The sequence below is a fragment of the Carnobacterium pleistocenium FTR1 genome, from assembly GCF_000744285.1.
GTDB lineage: Bacteria > Bacillota > Bacilli > Lactobacillales > Carnobacteriaceae > Carnobacterium_B > Carnobacterium_B pleistocenium.
Window position 1 is genome coordinate 1,429,080 of the sequence record NZ_JQLQ01000002.1, and the last position, 18,150, is coordinate 1,447,229.

Annotated in this window: 15 protein-coding genes and 1 other annotated feature; of the genes, 1 reads left to right on the top strand and 14 read right to left on the bottom strand. The window is 36.2% G+C overall.

The features are described 5' to 3' along the window. Positions 1-42: 42 nt before the first annotated feature. From BP17_RS07010 to hisS, 4 genes are all read right to left on the bottom strand, one after another. Positions 43-819 carry an RDD family protein gene (locus BP17_RS07010; RefSeq protein WP_051910487.1) on the bottom strand — a complete coding sequence of 259 codons (777 nt, stop codon included), beginning with the start codon at positions 817-819 and terminating at the stop codon, positions 43-45. 1 nt (position 820) lies between these two features. Continuing rightward, a complete protein-coding gene (gene sppA / locus BP17_RS07015) occupies positions 821-1,858 on the bottom strand; it encodes a signal peptide peptidase SppA (RefSeq protein WP_035052912.1) in 1,038 nt (345 codons plus the stop codon). Positions 1,859-2,068: 210 nt separating this feature from the next. After that, positions 2,069-3,838: an aspartate--tRNA ligase gene (gene aspS, locus BP17_RS07020; RefSeq protein ID WP_035052914.1), complete on the bottom strand. Its 1,770-nt coding sequence runs from the start codon at positions 3,836-3,838 to the stop codon at positions 2,069-2,071. A gap of 31 nt (positions 3,839-3,869) precedes the next feature. Further along, positions 3,870-5,195, bottom strand: a complete 1,326-nt coding sequence (hisS, locus tag BP17_RS07025) for a histidine--tRNA ligase (RefSeq protein ID WP_035052916.1) — start codon at positions 5,193-5,195, stop codon at positions 3,870-3,872. 71 nt (positions 5,196-5,266) lie between these two features. Beyond that, positions 5,267-5,477 (bottom strand) — a binding site (T-box leader). Between the two features lie 204 nt (positions 5,478-5,681). Between hisS and BP17_RS07030 the strand changes: the two genes are divergently transcribed. After that, entirely contained in the window at positions 5,682-6,998 is a 1,317-nt protein-coding gene (locus tag BP17_RS07030; protein ID WP_035052919.1) for an N-acetylmuramoyl-L-alanine amidase, read from the top strand. Between the two features lie 65 nt (positions 6,999-7,063). Here BP17_RS07030 and dtd read toward each other — a convergent pair whose 3' ends face one another. From dtd to BP17_RS07080, 10 genes are all read right to left on the bottom strand, one after another. Beyond that, entirely contained in the window at positions 7,064-7,510 is a 447-nt protein-coding gene (gene dtd, locus BP17_RS07035) for a D-aminoacyl-tRNA deacylase (protein WP_035052920.1), read from the bottom strand. A gap of 98 nt (positions 7,511-7,608) precedes the next feature. Further along, positions 7,609-9,819, bottom strand: coding sequence for a RelA/SpoT family protein (locus tag BP17_RS07040; protein WP_035052923.1), 2,211 nt, complete (start codon positions 9,817-9,819; stop codon positions 7,609-7,611). A 286-nt stretch (positions 9,820-10,105) separates the two neighbouring features. Continuing rightward, a complete protein-coding gene (gene deoC, locus BP17_RS07045) occupies positions 10,106-10,756 on the bottom strand; it encodes a deoxyribose-phosphate aldolase (protein WP_035050825.1) in 651 nt (216 codons plus the stop codon). Positions 10,757-10,833: 77 nt separating this feature from the next. Then, complete coding sequence (locus BP17_RS07050) at positions 10,834-11,595, bottom strand: 16S rRNA (uracil(1498)-N(3))-methyltransferase (protein WP_035050826.1); 762 nt, start codon at positions 11,593-11,595, stop codon at positions 10,834-10,836. Then, the gene (prmA, locus tag BP17_RS07055; RefSeq protein ID WP_035050827.1) at positions 11,596-12,549 is read right to left on the bottom strand and encodes a 50S ribosomal protein L11 methyltransferase; all 954 of its coding nucleotides are present in this window, start codon (positions 12,547-12,549) and stop codon (positions 11,596-11,598) included. It lies immediately after the preceding gene. 46 nt (positions 12,550-12,595) lie between these two features. Beyond that, positions 12,596-13,090, bottom strand: coding sequence for a DUF3013 family protein (locus BP17_RS07060; RefSeq protein WP_035050828.1), 495 nt, complete (start codon positions 13,088-13,090; stop codon positions 12,596-12,598). A 14-nt stretch (positions 13,091-13,104) separates the two neighbouring features. Then, positions 13,105-13,728, bottom strand: coding sequence for a DNA-3-methyladenine glycosylase (locus tag BP17_RS07065; protein WP_035050830.1), 624 nt, complete (start codon positions 13,726-13,728; stop codon positions 13,105-13,107). Positions 13,729-14,051: 323 nt separating this feature from the next. Further along, on the bottom strand, positions 14,052-15,941 hold the full coding sequence (locus BP17_RS07070; RefSeq protein ID WP_035050831.1) for an ABC transporter ATP-binding protein: 1,890 nt from the start codon (positions 15,939-15,941) through the stop codon (positions 14,052-14,054). Beyond that, positions 15,931-17,667, bottom strand: coding sequence for an ABC transporter ATP-binding protein (locus tag BP17_RS07075; RefSeq protein ID WP_035050832.1), 1,737 nt, complete (start codon positions 17,665-17,667; stop codon positions 15,931-15,933). The genes BP17_RS07070 and BP17_RS07075 overlap by 11 nt, the downstream gene beginning before the upstream one ends. Before the next feature lie 18 nt (positions 17,668-17,685). Beyond that, positions 17,686-18,132, bottom strand: coding sequence for a MarR family winged helix-turn-helix transcriptional regulator (locus tag BP17_RS07080; protein WP_035052926.1), 447 nt, complete (start codon positions 18,130-18,132; stop codon positions 17,686-17,688). Between the last annotated feature and the right edge of the window lie 18 nt (positions 18,133-18,150).

Genomic DNA, 18,150 nt, shown 5'->3' on the forward strand with positions numbered 1-18,150 from the left:
AATTGATTTAAAAGAACAACCTAGATTCAGCTCATTTATTTTCTATTGTTCTTTTAGAGAAAGCTCACTTGCCCGAATCAAATTTTCTGAAACAACGGATGTATCACTGAAGAAATCAGCTAAATGCTGTTTTTCATGAGTGAACAGTACCATTAAATAAATAAAGGGGAATGTTTTCAGAATATAGCGGCCAAAGCATTCACGAATTAGTACCGTTCCCCAACTTAACGTTTCTTCTTTAAAACTGATTACGCGAATTCCAAAAATTATTTTTCCAATTGTTTGTCCATTTGTCAGTTTTGTTAAGACAACAAAATAAAGAAGATATACACCTAACTTGCTTAATGAAAAAGCTGAGAATGATTCCTCACTAAGTGGATAACGCAATACTAAAAATAGCGATTGAACAATTAATCGATTTATACTCCAGATAACAAGCACATCAATCGAAAAAGCAAACACTCGCAGCCAAAAGCCTACATAAAAAAATGAAGGGAAATTGTGAAACGGTTTTTGCTGACGCTCTTCTTCTTTTTGTTTTTCTTGCCAATACTTTCTTCGAGCATCTCTAAGATTTTGTGGACTTGTTGGTTTTTCCTCTTTAATTTTTGTTTCCTCTAAAGAAGATTTAAAATCACTCTTATCTGAAAAAATTGGTTCATTCTTTTTTTCTGCTAGTTTCTTTAAACGTTTTACTTTTTCAATTTCCGCTTCTTCAATCGCTAATGTTTTTTTAAATTCATTTAAGTCTATTTCTTTTGTGTCGTCTTTTTTTGGTTGTACCGTTTTTTGTTCATTCTCTTCAGGAGTTTTAGTCATGTTATTGGCCTCCGTAATAGTACATCATCTTTGGAGAATCCGCTGTTCCGATCACAGACATTAATTTTTCTATCTCTGACTCTGCTGTTCCACCTGTTTGAAACAGGTTACTTGCTGTTGCACTAAATAAAGAGGCAAAAGATAAAGAAGGATTTTGGTAACTGAAAATCTCTGCATCTTTTAAATCATAGTCTTCTTGAATCGCTTCAAGAGCGTCTTCTTGGTACCCAATCTCATCAACTAACCCGTTTTCAACGGCTTGAGCTCCATCATAAATACGACCGTCAGCTAAATTCCTGACCACATCTTCTTCCATGCCGCGTCCTTCGACAATGATCTCTACAAATCGATTATACGAAGTATCTACCATAGTTTGCAAAATGGCTTCATCTTCTTCAGTCATTGCACGAGTTGTAGAACCGATATCTTTAAATTCGCCACTTTTAATCGTCGTGTCATCCACACCGATTTTTTCAAATAATTCAGTGAAATTGGTTCCAGACATAATGACCCCGATTGATCCGGTTAATGTTTCTTCAGAAGCAAATATTTTTTCTGCTGAAGCGGAAATATAATACCCTCCACTAGCAGCCATACTGCCCATAGAAACATAGATGGGTATTTCTGTTTCTTGTTGAATAGCACTCAATTTGTCTTTGATTTGAGCACTCTCATACGTTCCGCCACCTGGAGAATTAACCGATAGAATAATGCCTTTGATTGTATCATCAACTAAAATTTGCTCTAATTGTTGTAAAAAGCCAGCATGATCGTACGCTGAATCTCCAGTCAAACTAGTTGTTTGTCCACTTAAAATAGTCCCATCTACAGATAAAACAGCAATTCGGTTTGAACTATCCCCAGCTGTTACTAGGTTTTCTTCTAAAGTAGTTGTGCCCAGTAAGCCCATAAGACTATCGCTTACTGATTCCGTAGTTTCTTGCTTTTGTACCATATAAGAAAAATAATTACTGAAAAATAGTGAGAAAATAAAAATACCAAGCGCAACCCCTATTGCAGACCATCTTTTTGCATTCATATGTAAACCCTCCTTGAATTTTCTTCCTTATTCTATTTTGACAAAATTGAATATGAATAACAAGTTATATTTCTATATTGTCTATTTTTTCCGGTAAAAAAATGATTTAACAAGTATTAGTGGCCCAATAAACAAAAAAACACAGAAAAATACGCAGGCAAATCTAGTTTGCCTGCGCTCTTTACTGTCCAAAAAGGAGTCTTTTAAAGACTAATCTTCAATTTTTGTTGTATGAATAGACAATTCACTTAGTTGTGCTTCACTCACTAAACTAGGAGCTTCTGTTAATGGATCAGTCGCTCTTCCGTTTTTAGGAAACGCAATTACTTCACGAATATTTTCTTTGCCCGCAAGCAACATCGCAAAACGATCAAGTCCTAATGCAATTCCACCATGTGGCGGGAAACCATACTCTAACGCATCTAATAAGAAACCAAATTGTTCTTCGGCTTCTTCTTTTGAAAAGCCTAACGCTGCAAACATTTTTTCTTGTAAATCGCGTTTGTGGATTCTGATCGATCCTCCACCTAATTCATAGCCATTTAATATAATATCGTAGGCTTGAGCATACACTTTTCCAGGATCTGTTTCCAATAAATCGATATCGGATTCTTTTGGCATAGTGAATGGGTGATGTGCAGCGGTGTAACGCTCTGCTCCATCATCATACTCCAATAATGGCCAGTCAACGATCCAAAGGAAGGCGTATACTGATTCATCAATTAGTTCTAACTCTTTACCTAACTTCGAACGCAAAGCTCCTAGTGAATCGTGGACAACTGATTTTTTATCTGCCACAAACAACAGTAAATCACCAGGTTTTGCTTCCATTTTTTCAATCAAGGCTTCTGAATCGTCTTTAAAGAATTTAGCGATTGGTCCTTTTACCCCATCTTCTTCAACTTTTAACCAAGCTAGGCCTTTTGCACCATAAACCGAAACAAATTCGCCTAATGCATCAATATCTTTGCGAGAATAGTTGCTTGCAGCTCCTTTAGCATTAATGGCCTTTACAGCTCCACCATTTTCAATTGCTCCACTAAAGACTTTGAAACTAGATTCCTTAACAAGTTCACTAACATCTACTAATTCCAATCCAAAACGGACATCTGGCTTGTCGCTACCGTAACGACTGATTGCTTCATCGTAGCCCATTTGTTGGAACGGCAAAGTCAATTCAACACCTTTTGTATCTTTCAATACTTTGGCTAACAATTCTTCAGTAAACGATTGAATTTCTTCAGGTTCTAAAAAGCTCGTCTCGATATCGATTTGTGTAAACTCAGGTTGACGGTCTCCACGTAAATCTTCATCTCTAAAACAACGAACGATTTGATAATACCGGTCAAATCCAGCACCCATCAAGAGTTGTTTGAATAATTGTGGTGATTGAGGCAAGGCATAAAAATGACCTGGATGTACACGAGAGGGCACAAGATAATCTCTAGCGCCTTCTGGAGTTGATTTTGTTAAATAAGGTGTTTCAGTATCAATAAATTCATGGTCATCTAAATAATGACGAATAGATTTTGTCATTTGATGACGTAAAATCATGTTTTGAGTCATTTCTGGACGTCTTAGATCCAAATAACGGTATTGCATTCTCTTATCATCTGATACTGCTACCCCATCTTCAATGTAAAAAGGCGTTGTTTTCGATGTGTTTAAAACGGTCACTTCATAGGCTTCTACTTCAAGCTCACCGGTTGCAATATTTTTGTTTACGACTGATCTATCTCGTTCAACAACTTTTCCTTTTACTTCAAGAACATACTCACTACGAATATCTTCAGCTTTAGCCAAAGCTTCTTTTGAAAAAGTGGGATTAAAAACGATTTGAACGATTCCTTCACGGTCACGTAAATCAATAAAAATTAAATCCCCTAAGTCTCTTCTTTTTTGTACCCATCCTTTTAATACGATCTCTTGCCCTAATAAATCGCGCGAGATTTTCCCACAATATTCTGTTCTTTTTCCCAATTATTCCAGCTCCTATCCTTAATCGTTCGTTTTAATCTTCTTTATTGAAAAAATCATTAAAAGCTGTCATATCTGCTATTTTTAGATTAAATAATTTTTCGAAATCTTTGTAGATCTCTGCTAATGAAACACTTGATTCTTTTCCAGTTTTCATCACTTTAAAATTTGCTTCTTTTCTTTCTAATTCTGCATCACCTAAAGTAATGACCACTTTAGCCTTTAATTTTGACGCTGTTTTAAATTGCCCTTTTATTTTACGGTTCATATAATCGCGGTCAGCAGATAATCCTGCTCCACGAATCGCTTGAACAATTTTAAGCGATTCAAGGTTAGTTGCTTCCCCTAACCCAAGCACATAAACATCGACTTCATGCGTATCTGGTATCTCAATTTCTTCTGCTTCTAGAGTCATCATTAAACGCTCTAACCCTAACGCAAAACCAAAACCAGGTGTAGCTGGTCCGCCAATTTCTTCTACTAATCCATCGTAACGTCCGCCAGCACAAATAGTTGTAATTGCGCCAAATCCTGGAGCATCACTCATAACTTCAAAAATCGTATGTGTGTAATAATCTAATCCTCTAACCATGTTAGGGTCTATTACAAAAGGAATGTTTAAAGCCGTTAACATCTCTTTAACAGATTCAAAATGTTCTTTTGAATCTACACTTAGATAATCTAAAATAGATGGAGCCTTTTCTACGATTTCTTTATCTTTTTTATCTTTGCTGTCTAAAACACGTAAAGGATTTTTGTGCAGACGTGTTTGCGAATCTGAGCTTAGTTCGTCAAAATGAGGCTCTAAATAAGCAATAAGTGCTTCTCTATAAGCTAAACGACTTTCAGCATCACCTAATGAATTGATTACTAATGTCAATTTTTCTAATCCCAATTCTTCAAACAAGGCCATTGCAAGAGCCATTGCTTCTACATCTGTTGCAGGATTCGTACTGCCAAAAACCTCAACACCTAGTTGATGAAATTGTCTCATCCTGCCACCTTGGGGACGTTCATAGCGGAACATTGGACCTTTGTAATACACTTTATACGGTTTATTGTGTTCTGGACCAAATAATTTGTTTTCAACAAATGCACGCACAACAGGAGCTGTTCCCTCTGGACGAAGCGATATATGCCGATTCCCTTTATCATAAAAATCATACATTTCTTTTGAAACGATATCGCTTGTTTCTCCTACTCCGCGAGAAAACAAATCATAACTTTCAAAAATAGGGGTTCTTATTTCCCCAAATTGATAGTCTGCTAATACCATCTTCAAAATTTCTTCAACGTATTGCCATTTTCTTGCTTCTTCTGGTAATAAATCAGCTGTTCCCTTAGGTTTTTGAATCGCCATTCCTCAACACTCCTTATTTTCTACAATTGAAATTTATAAAAAAACGCAAAAAAAGTCCTTATTCTGAATAGAATAAGGACGAATGAATTTTCACTATACGTGGTACCACCTTTATTTGAAAGCTAAGCTTTCCTCAACGATTAACGCTCGTAACGTAGCAGCTTTTCACTGCTAACCCTCAAGAATGTCTTTCAGTTTATTCTACGGGAATTTCTTTCAGCCAAAGGAAATTCTCTCTATTCACACGCTAGAACTACTTACTTTTTCTTTCATTGGGTATTTCATATAATAATACAACACTACAAGAAAGTATAACCATTGTCAAGACTAGAAGAACTAAAAAGACTGGTTCTTTTGGTCACTAAAAAAAACAGAGGAATATTAGGATTTAATTGCATATTAAAGCGTAACATTGTTATAATTAGAGAATACATATAATCTAACGTTGATTGCGTTTTCGCAATTAAGAAAGTAGTGAACCTATCAGTGGAAAATAAATTGACATTAAAGAAACCAAAAAAAATTGTTTCATTGTTGCTCATTGCCTTATTTATCGGGTTAACCGCTTTTGCTACAGTCGTCCTTGCTAATCAAGGAACGATCAAAGTCGATGCAAGTGTGGTCAATGTTCGAACGGGGCCAGGTCTATCTTATGACATTATGACCCAAGTTACTGGTGGAGAAAAAGTCACCATGTTATCAGAGGAAAATGAGTGGTACAAAGTACGTTTGAGCAATGACCAGATTGGCTGGATAGCGAGTTGGCTCATTGAGAATACCGAGGTAAGTGCTGCAACCAATAAAATGGGAATCGTTACAGGTCAAGAGGTAAACATTCGTACTGAAAGCAATATTAACTCTGATATTCTTGGAAAAGTAACAAATGGGACGGAGTTGACCGTTCTGTTTCAACAAGAAGGTTGGACTCAAGTTCAATACAATGGACAAGTTGCTTGGATAAGTTCTGATTTAATTGAAATTTCCGAAACTGCAACTGAAACAACGACTGTTGCGGTTGCAAAAGACGATTCTGCAACAATTCAAACAGTTACAACTCGTAGTGCTGGTACAAATATCCGAAATAGTGCTTCAATCAGCAGTTCAGTTGTCGAAACTGCTGAAAAAGGTGAAAGTTTCAATTACCTTTCTACAGAAGGTGATTGGTATCAAGTAGAATTACCGGATGGCCAAACAGGTTACGTAGCCAATTGGGTAGTAGACTTATCAGCTGACCAAACACCTGCTCCCACAGCTAGTGTCACTTCATTAGCAGAAGCTACTATTGTCATTGATGCAGGACACGGTGGAAATGATCCCGGCGCTTTAGCAAATACTTTTCTCGAAAAAGAAGTCACTTTAAGTACGGCTAAACTGGTTGCTAATCGATTGCGTGATGCTGGAGCAAATGTTATTTTGACTCGTTCAGATGATGAATTTCTTAGTTTAGATGAGCGAACGGTTATCAGTAATCAATCTAATGCAGATGTATTTATCAGTTTACACTATGATTCAACTGAAACTGCAAACGAGATCAGTGGAACTACAACCTATTATTACCACGATAAAGACATTCCTTTAGCTGAAATTATTAGTACCAATTTCCAACAAAATGGTATATTGCCTAATAATGACATCCGCTTTGGCGATTTCTATGTCACAAGAGAAAATACTCAAGCCGCGATTTTGATTGAATTAGGCTATCTAAATAATGATGTGGACCAACTCACGGTCAATTCATCCACTTATCAATCATCTGTGTCTGAAATCATTTATCAATCATTAAACCAGTATTTTATCCCATAATTAAAAAGAGAACGACCAGTAGGAATCACTACTCCTACTGGTCGTTCTCTTTTTCTAGCCTTTTTTTAATGTTGCTTGCTGTCGATTATAATTGTGACTGGACCATCATTTAAAAGTGAAACTTGCATATCTGCACCGAATATTCCTGTTTGAACATTTAGACCGGCTGCTTTTAATTGAGCGTTGAATGCATCGTAAATTGGAATGGCTGTGTCTGGTTTTGCAGCTTTGGTAAAACTTGGGCGGTTTCCTTTTCTTGTATTAGCATATAGTGTGAATTGAGAAATAGAAAGAATTTCTCCACCAACATCTTCTATGCTTAAATTCATTTTCCCTTGAGAATCTTCAAAAATACGCATTTTTCTGATCTTGCGTACTAGGTAATCGATGTCTTCTTTTTGATCTTCTTCTTCTATCCCAACTAACAATACCAATCCATGAGAGATTTTACCCACAATCGCTCCTTCGATACTAACACTTGCTTCTTTGGTTCTCTGAATAACGATTTTCATTTTTACGGACCACCTTAAAAATTTTGATTTCAACTATAAAAAAAAACAGAAAATTGTCTCAAAAGACAGACAACTTTCTGTTTTTTAATCACTATTGATTAGGATGACATTCTTTTTACATTGTAGACATCAGGAATAGATTTAATCTTTTCAACGATTTTATCTAGTTGATAGATATTTTGAATGCCCACTGTTAATGTAATAGTAGCCATTTTATCATTATCTACTTTTCCATTTACATTATTTAAATTTTTTGTCATACTATTCACAACTTGTAAGACTTCGTTTAATAAACCAGAACGATTATAGCCAATAATTTGTAATTCAGCATTATAATCTTGGCTTTTAGACGTAGCTTCTTCCCATTCAACTTCAATTAAGCGATTTTCTGCATCTTTTGCTACAAGGACATTAGGGCAATTCTTTCGGTGAATCGAAACGCCTCGCCCTTTTGTAATGTATCCAACGATTTCATCACCTGGTACAGGGTTACAACAGCGACTAATGCGAATAAGCAAATTGTCGATTCCTTGAATGACAATACCGCCTTCGTGTTTTACCTTGATCTTCTCAGGCTCTTTTTTAGTTTTCGCTTCACTTGATGTAACTTCTTGGACTTTCTTTTCATTTTCTCGCTCTTTGCGTTCTTTTTCCGTTAAGCGATTAGCGATTGCAAGAGCCGTTAATTCACCAAACCCTACTGCAGCAAATAAATCATCTTCTGTTGTAAAATTGAAGCGTTCTAAAAGCATCTTCACATTAGTTTTCGTCAAGAAATTTTTAGGCTGGAATTGCATGTCATGCAATTGCTTTTCAAGCATATCTCGGCCTTTTACAATATTAGCTTCGCGATCTTGCAGTTTGAAGAAACGTTTGATTTTATTTTTGGCTTTGCTAGTGGATACTAAGTTGATCCAATCTCGGCTTGGTCCGTATGAATTTGTAGACGTCATTATTTCAATGATATCTCCCGTTTTCAATTTATAATTTAAGGGAACAATTTTACCATTTACTTTAGCACCAATTGTCTTATTGCCTATTTCTGTATGGATATTAAAGGCAAAGTCTAACGGACCGGCTCCAGAAGGTAATTCGCTGACGTCTCCTTTTGGTGTGAAAACATACACTTTATCTTTGAAAATATCTTCTTTAACACTTGCCATAAAATCACTAGCATCTTTTGAATCATCTTGTAAATCGATAATATCACTAAACCAGGCTAATTTATTGCCTTCTGGATTGCCTTCAACTTTTTTAGTGATACCTTCTTTGTATGCCCAGTGAGCTGCAACCCCATACTCAGCAACTGCATGCATTTCTTTTGTCCGAATTTGAACTTCTATAGGTTTACCATATTGTCCAATAACCGTAGTGTGGATCGATTGATACATATTTGCTTTTGGCATAGCAATGTAATCTTTAAATCGACCGGGCATTGGTTTCCACCGGGTATGAATTGCTCCTAATACAGCATAGCAATCCTTTATTGAATCCACAATGACACGAATCGCTAATAAATCATAAATTTGATCAAATTGTTTTTTCTGATCGCGCATTTTGCGATAGATAGAATAAATATGTTTCGGTCTACCCGTGATATCTGCCGATATGTTTAATTCTTCAACGGATTCTTGAATTTTTGAAATGGAGTCAGAAATATAAGCTTCTCTTTCTTCTCTTTTAGAATTCATTAAATGAACAATGCGATAATATTGTTGCGGGTTCAAATAACGCAAGGAAGTATCTTCTAATTCCCATTTAATTAAATTAATCCCTAATCGATGAGCCAGCGGTGCATAAACTTCAAGTGTTTCATTTGCAATTTGTCGTTGCTTTTCGGGTCTATGAAATTTTAGTGTCCGCAGATTATGCAAACGGTCAGCTAATTTAACCATGATCACTCTTAAGTCTTTTGCCATTGCCAACAACATTTTACGGTGATTTTCTGCTTGTTGTTCTTCATGTGATTGAAATTTTATTTTCCCTAATTTGGTAACACCATCTACAAGCATAGCTACTTCAGGAGAAAATTCTCTTGAAATATCTTCAAAGGTATATTCAGTATCTTCTACAACATCATGAAGAAATCCGGTTGCTACTGTTACAGGATCCATTTTCAATTCTGCTAAAATACCAGCAACTTGTATCGGATGGATTATATACTGCTCACCTGATTTTCTGAACTGGTCCTTATGAGCATTTGTGGCAAAATCACAAGCCTTTTTGACAAAAGCCACATGACTGCTATTCATATAAGTAACGGTTAAGGCAATTACTTCTTGTGCAGTATAATCTTTATTTTTGGGCATCTTGTCACCTTCTTTTCATTTATCACTAATTAAGTCTTATGCTCGATTTCAGTTCAAATCAATGAGTATAAAATAAGCACTCCAACTGAGTGCTTCAAATACTGATTCACCCTACATTATACTCATATTAGAGATAAATTTCAATACTAATAGAAAAATCAAATAAAACAGTCTTTATTTTTACTTTTGTAAATTATTCTATGAAAAAAAGAATAAAAGTCGCTTCAGACTCCTATTCTTTCTAGCTTATTTATTCAGTTTGCTGGTTATTTTGACTTGAATTTATTTATCCGTTTACGATTGCTAAGCCATTTGAAGATCCCAAACGAGTAGCTCCTGCTGCGATAAATTGTTTAGCATCTTCTTGTGTACGAACACCGCCACTTGCTTTAACACCCATATCAGGTCCTACAGTTGCGCGCATCAATTTGATATCTTCAAGTGTTGCTCCTCCTGTTGAAAAACCAGTAGATGTTTTCACGAAATCAGCTCCAGCTTTTTTAGCCAGTTCACATGCACGTACTTTTTCTTCATCAGTCAATAAGGCTGTTTCAATGATTACTTTTGATAATGCCTTTCCTTTTGAAACAGCTACAACACTTTCAATATCGCGTTGAACTAAAGCGTCATTTCCACCTTTAAGAGCACCGATGTTGATGACCATATCTACTTCAGTTGCACCATTTTGAATCGCATTTTCTGCTTCAAAAGCCTTTACTTCAGATGTATTAGCTCCTAAAGGAAAACCAATGACTGTACATACTCTTACGTCTGTACCCTTAAGTAATTCTGCCGCTTTTTTAACCCAAGTTGGGTTTATACAAACGGACATAAAATCATACTTGGCTGCTTCTTCACAAAGCGTTTTGATTTGTGCTTCCGTTGCTTCTGGTTTTAATAATGTGTGATCAATTGTTTTATTTAATTCGACTGTCATATTATATCCCTCTTTCTTATCTTGATGATAGCATTTTCATTATACTCGATTTTTTGGTTCGGAGCAAAAGAAATTTCTTACTTATCCATTAACTCAAAGTGGTACGAAGCCGCTGCTAATGCATATAGTGGAGCGGTTTCTGTTCTTAAAATTCTTGGGCCCAATGCACAAGGCAAAAAGCCATTCTGAATGAATGCATCTACTTCATCTTTAGATAGCCCACCTTCAGGACCAAAAATAATGAGTAACTTCCCGCCAATAGGCAGCTGCTTTAATCCTTTAACAAAATTTTGATCTTCTCCTACTTTAGCACTTTCTTCATAAGCGACTAAACAGACATCAAAGTGTTCTTTCATCTCAATCAGCTGCTTTACCGAAGCAAGTGGCTGAAGTGTTGGAATTTTTGTGCGATGCGATTGTTCAGCTGCTTCTTGTGCAATTTTTTGCAACCGCTCAATTTTTTTAACGGCTTTTTTGGCATCCCATTTTGAAATTGAGAACGACCCTGCAAAGGGAATAAACGCACTTGCACCTAATTCTGTTCCTTTTTGGACAATCAAATCTAACTTATCGCCCTTAGGAAGTCCACTAGCAATCGTTACCTCAATTGGCAATTCTTGTTGTCTAAGATCATCTTCGACCCAACTTAAAAGAACTCTTTTCTCTTCAATTGCATTGATTTTGGCAATAAAAGCTTTCTGATCTTTTGTTACCAGGTACACACGATGATCGACTTTCATCCGCATCACTTTTATCATATGGTGAAAACTGTCTCCATCAATTGAAATAGTTTGATTTTGATAATCTGTTAAATCTTCGTTTAAAAAATAGCGTTGCATTTATTCATCCTCCGCTAATGGTTTTTGAGCGACAATGCTGCACCAGTCTTTCATTTGTTGTACTTGGATGATCGTAAAGCCTTGTTTCTTTTGTTCAGAAAGAATAAGCTCTTTTTTATCCTCGATGATTCCTGAAGTTAAAAATAGACCGCCTGGTTTCAACACTTCAAAAGCTTCCGGTATAAGTGGAATGATGATTTCTGCTAAAATATTGGCTACTACGATATCAGCTTCGATCGTTACACCTTTCAGCAAATCATTGGCTTTTACAATAATATCTGTAGCGTAATCATTCAACTCAATGTTTTCAACGGCTGCTTTTACAGCCACATCATCTAAATCATAGGCATGAACATGCTTGGCACCTAAAGCTTTACTAGCAATACTTAATACACCTGAACCTGTCCCTACATCTAAAATGGTTTCATCGCCACGAATATACGTTTCAAGAGCTTGTAAAGAAAGCATGGTTGTTGGATGAGTACCTGTACCAAAAGCTAAACCAGGATCTAGGCGTATCACACGTTCATCCGGATGCTGTAGCTCATACTCTTCCCAGCTTGGAACGACCGTTAGAAAGCGCGTTACTTGCAAAGGATGGTAATATTTTTTCCAAGCCGTAGCCCAGTTTTCTTCCGCAACTTCATCTACTTTCACACTATTTGGTGCAATATCTAAGCCGAATGTTTTGAGTTCATTGATTCTAAGTTTAATGTTTGGAACCAATTCAGGTAAAAATAGCGTATCTGGAAAATAGGCTTTTATGATCACCCCTTCTTTAGAAAAATCCGCTTCATCTAATGCCCATATTTCACCAAATCCATCATCAGGATTATTTAAAAAATCTTGTCTATCTTCAATAGCTACTCCTTGGGAACCTGATTCAATAAGAATATTCGATACAGCTTCTACAGCTTCATTTGAGGTTTGTATTTGTAATTCAATCCACTTCATCTTGTTGCTTTACCTCCAATTAATCATTCATTTAGTTGTGACTAGTTTAGTACTTTGGATAAGAAAGTTTTTCTTCGTTATAACGATTGATATCTTTTAATGTTTTGATTGTTCCATCAAAATTGGTATCGTTCCAGTTTAATTCAAATTCTTCGATTGTTGGGTCAGTAGCAAAATCTAACAAATCAGATTGTCCTTCTGTTACAACGATACGCAGTGTTTTTAAAAGTGCATCAATATATCCTTTTTCGATACCTATTTTAAAATCAACCGGGAAGGCTTTTAAGTAGTTATCCATTTGAATTTTTGATTTTTTAGGATCAAAAAGGCAGATAGCATCTTCAAATTGAATAATATCGCCTTGAGCTGTTGTTCCTTCAATGTCTTCAATCACAATATTTTCTTCATTTTTTTCAGCGAAAATCGAAAAATAAACTTCAATCGCGTGCTGTTTTTTATCCCATTCTAATTTCCAATCAAATTCAAAGTCATTTTCTTCTAACGCTTCGCCTAAATAATCTAATACTGATTCTTGTGCCATTATTTCCGCCTCCATTAGTTGATTGGTTCTTCCCAACCAAAATCTGTTTCTATTGCACCTTTTTTTCTTGATACATATGGATTTCCTACTACAGTATATCGGAGCAGTGCATCCGTCCATTCGCCTTTATTGGGGACGCCTATTCTAGGAGATGATTGAATTTTTTTAGGTGTTTTCCTTGTAGCTATATCTATGAGCAAAGGCGATTCTGCAACGGATGTCCCATCATCCAATTTAGTGATATCCATTGCCTTAGTTAGTTTTCCGGGTCCATCTGTTACTGCAAAGCCAACCTTTCCTCTTCTTTCAGACATTAGTGTTACACCTTTTAAAGGCTCAATAGCGCGTATTAAAATGGCTTCTGGTACCCCTTTTTCTTGAACAACTACATTTAGCATTAAGTGCGTGTGCATGCTGTAGACATAAATTGTTCCAGGTTCTTTATACATAGAGTCCAGACGAGGAGTCCTTTTTAAGCCATAACTATGAGCAGCTTCATCTATCTCACCTAAATAAGCTTCTGTTTCTACGATCCAACCAGATGTCACCCCTTCATCTGTTTCTTTGATAACCAAACAACCAAGTAAATCTTGCGCTATTTCTTCCGTTGTTTTTGTTTGATCTGTCCAAAAATTCAAATGTATTCCTCTTTCTAGTGTATTTCATTTTTAGTGACTAATGCTTCATTTACTAGTATACAATAAAAGAACCCTTAGATAAAAAGAAACTCATTTCAGCTAAAGATATTTTGAAAACTAACCGGATGCCATGATCAGAAAAGAGGATGGAAATCTGTTTATTTTACAAAACACGTGACTCTCTACAAACAAACCCACTTATTCCAGAAGAATTTTTTTAAAATCACCCACATCATTTGACTTAGAGCCAATTAAAAAAGCCTTATTGACGACGATTATCGTCTTCAATAAGGCTTTTTAGTCGCTTGACCTAAAACGTACTGTTAGTCCATCTCAAATGCACCAGTGTACAATTGGTAGTATTCTCCTTTTTGAGCAATCAACTCTTCATGATTTCCTCTTTCGATAATGCGTCCTTGATCCATGACCATGATCGCATCAGAATTGCGTACAGTTGATAGGCGATGGGCAATCACAAATACCGTTCTGCCTTTCATCAATGCGTCCATTCCGCTCTGTACAACCCTCTCCGTACGCGTATCAATACTAGACGTCGCTTCATCAAGAATCAGCACTGGAGGATTCGCTACAGCTGCTCTAGCGATTGCCAATAATTGTCTTTGGCCTTGTGAAAGCGAACCGCCATCCCCAGTTAACTCTGTTTCATACCCGTGTGGCAATTGTCTGATGAAAAAGTCAGCATTGACCAGTTTTGCCGCCGCTTCAATTTCGTCATCTGTAGCATCTAAACGGCCGTAACGAATATTATCTTTAATGGTTCCTGAGAACAGATGCGTATCTTGTAATACAATACCTAAAGATTTTCTCAAATCATCTTTCTTGATATTTTTAACATCGATGCCATCGTAAGTGATGGTTCCTTTTTGAATATCGTAGAAGCGATTGATCAAGTTGGTAATAGTTGTTTTCCCAGCTCCAGTTGCTCCAACAAACGCAATTTTTTGACCTGGTTTTGCAAATAAATCAATGTGATGAAGGATCGTTTTATTGGCATTATAGCCAAATGTTACATCTTTAAAACGCACATCACCCGTTGATTCTGTATACATAGCTTCATTAGTCGCCGTTGGTTGTTTCCAAGCCCATTGACCGGTACGTTGAGCAGATTCTTCGATTCTTCCGTCAACTTGCTTAGTAATATTTACTAACTCGATCGTTCCACTATCTTCTTCAGGTTTTTCATCCAATAAATTGAAAATACGTTCTGCTCCTGCTAGCGACAAGATGATCGCATTAAATTGTTGCGAAATTTGTGCTACAGGCATGGTGATACTTTTGGTGAACTGAACAAAAGATGCGATACTCCCTACTGTTAAAACCGTAAGTCCTGTAATCGAAAGAACAGATCCTATGACAGCTGTTAATAAATACATAAAGTTTCCTATATTTCCCATGATCGGCATTAAAATATTTGCATACGTATTTGCTTTTGTAGCATTTTCTCTTAACACTTCATTTAATTCATTAAAATCAGCAATTGCTTTTTCTTCATGATTAAATACTTTCACAACCTTTTGGCCTTCAATCATTTCTTCTACATAACCATTCAACGTTCCCAATGCAGCTTGTTGTATTGAGAAGTAACGGCCACTTTTACTACCAATTGTACGAATGACCAGGATCATTATCCCTAACATACTTAAAACAACTACGGTCATTGGTATATTAATAATAAACATCGCAATAATGATTGATAAAATCATAACCAACGCCGAAAATATTTGTGGAATCGATTGGCTGATCATTTGTCTTAACGTATCTGTATCATTCGTGTAATGACTCATAATATCGCCCGTTGCATTGCTATCGAAATAACGGATAGGCAAAGATTCCATATGCGTAAACATTTCATCTCGGATATCTTTTAAGATTCCCTGTGATACAGTAACCATTGTGCGATTAAAAATGTAAGTGAAGAGTGCACCAGTCAAATACAACAGCGCCATTAAACCGATAATGCGTGCTAAACCCGAGAAATCAGGTGTTTCTTGAGTAAGAAGCGGAGCAATGTAATCATCAATCAGCGTTTTCGTAAAACTGATCCCAATCGCATTGGTAGCTGCACTAATGATGATACTGACAATTACGATGATGATCCGTAATTTATACTGCTTAGTCGTCGCGTAAGAAAGAATTCTTTTAAATATTTTTAATGGACTAACAGTTGGTTTCGTGATTGGTTTATTTTTCAACTATCGTCCCTCCCTTTACTTGAGAATCATATACTTCTTTATAGATTGTATTGTTTTTTAGTAATTCTTCATGTGTGCCAATTCCGTTGATTTTCCCTTCATCTAATACGATGATGCGGTCAGAATCTTGAATAGATGAAATACGTTGCGACACAATAATCTTCGTTGTATTCGGAATTTCTTCTATAAATGCCTTTCGAATATAGGCATCTGTTTTCGTATCCACAGCACTTGTAGAATCATCTAGAATTAGAATTTTAGGTTGTTTTAATAAAGCACGTGCGATCGTTAACCGTTGTTTTTGACCACCAGATACATTTGAACCACCTTGATCTAGTACCGTTTCATAAGCATCTGGAAAAGATTGCACAAAATCATCTGCTTGAGCTAACTTAGCGACACGTCGAATTTCTGCCTCAGATGCTTCTTCATCTCCCCATTTCAAATTGGTACTGATCGTTCCGGAGAATAACGTATTTTTTTGCAATACCATTGCAATTTGATCACGCAACGTTACTAAATCGTACTCCTTCACGTTACGTCCTGAGACATAGACTTCTCCTTCAGTCGTATCATACAACCTAGGAATCAGTTGGATCAGTGAAGTCTTACCACTACCTGTTCCACCAATGATCCCAATCGTTTCACCAGATTTGATTGTGAAATTAATCTGACTCAAATCGGACTCTTCGGATAGTTCATTGTATTTAAATTGAACGTTTCTAAACTCAATGTCCCCATTTTCAATGGTGGTGATTGGGTTCTTAGGATTCGTTAAGGTTGCTTTTTCTTGCAAAACTTCAGCAACCCGCTCTACTGAAGCTTCAGAAATTACGATCATAATAAAGATCATCGAAATCATCATAATACTGCTTAAGATTTGCATCATGTATGTGATGAAACTTGTTAATTCACCCGTACTCATTGTTCCACCAACAACATACCTTGCTCCAAACCAATAAACAAGAAGTAAACTAGAATAAATGGCAATCTGCATAATCGGAGCATTAAGAGCCGTAATTTTTTCAGCCTTTGTAAATAAATCTTTGATATCTGAAGAAGCTACTTTAAATTTTTCGATTTCTTTCTCTTCACGAACAAATGATTTTACAACGCGTACGCCGTTAATGTCTTCTTGTACGGTTTGATTTAATCGATCATATTTTTTAAAAACCGCAATAAAATAAGGATGCACGCGGTAGATAAGGGCAATTAAAATAAAGCCTACGATGGGAACGATGACTAAAATCGTTAAAGATAATTTCAAATTCGTATAAGCTGCCATCGCAAAGGCAAAGGCGATCATGAAAGGTGCTCGAATAATCGTTTTTAATACCATTTGAAAAGCCATTTGGATATTTGTAATATCTGTTGTAAGCCTCGTGATCAAGCTGGATGAGGAATATTTATCAATATTATCAAAAGCAAATGTTTGAATATTTTTGTAAATATCTTGGCGAAGATTCGTTGAAAATCCCACTGCAGCGTCCGCAGAAAACTTTCCGCCTAATACTCCAAGCAGCATAGAAAGACACGCCAATGCAAACATTAGTGACCCTATTCTCAAAACATAATTGAGATCCCCTGCTATTAATCCGTTATCAATGATTTTTGCCATGAGAAAGGGGATAAAAATCTCAACAGCCACTTCCAATGCCATAAATAGCATCGTTAAATATGAAGGTTTCTTGTATTGTCGCAGTGATTTTATTAACGTTTTATACATTATTAAACTTCTCTCCTTTTAATCAAGCGAATGCGCCTGCTCCATTAAAGCATATATCCGGTAAATCGTTTTTATCGTCAAACGAATATCTTCTTCCGGAATATCTTTTAAAATTTGACCATTTTTATAGTGAAAGTCATACACAATTTCTTGATGCAACAATAACCCTTTTTCGGTTAATCGAATATTTACTACTCGCTTATCTGCTGCATTCGGTTCTTTTTTGATGTAACTTAACGTTTCTAGCAAAGCGATGTTTTTCGTAATACTGGGCAGCGTTAAACCAATTTCCTCAGCAACGTCACTTACACGCACTTCCGTTAATTTTTTTGACAAATTGTACAAGGTTTTAATAATATAAATATGTCTTTTTTGTATTTCCGGAGGCGGTTCAGGTAAAAAACGTAACGTTTGTTTTGCGTTCAAACAGGCATCAATATATTCCTCAGATAGTTTACTATCCATTACTCTTTCCTCCTTAAA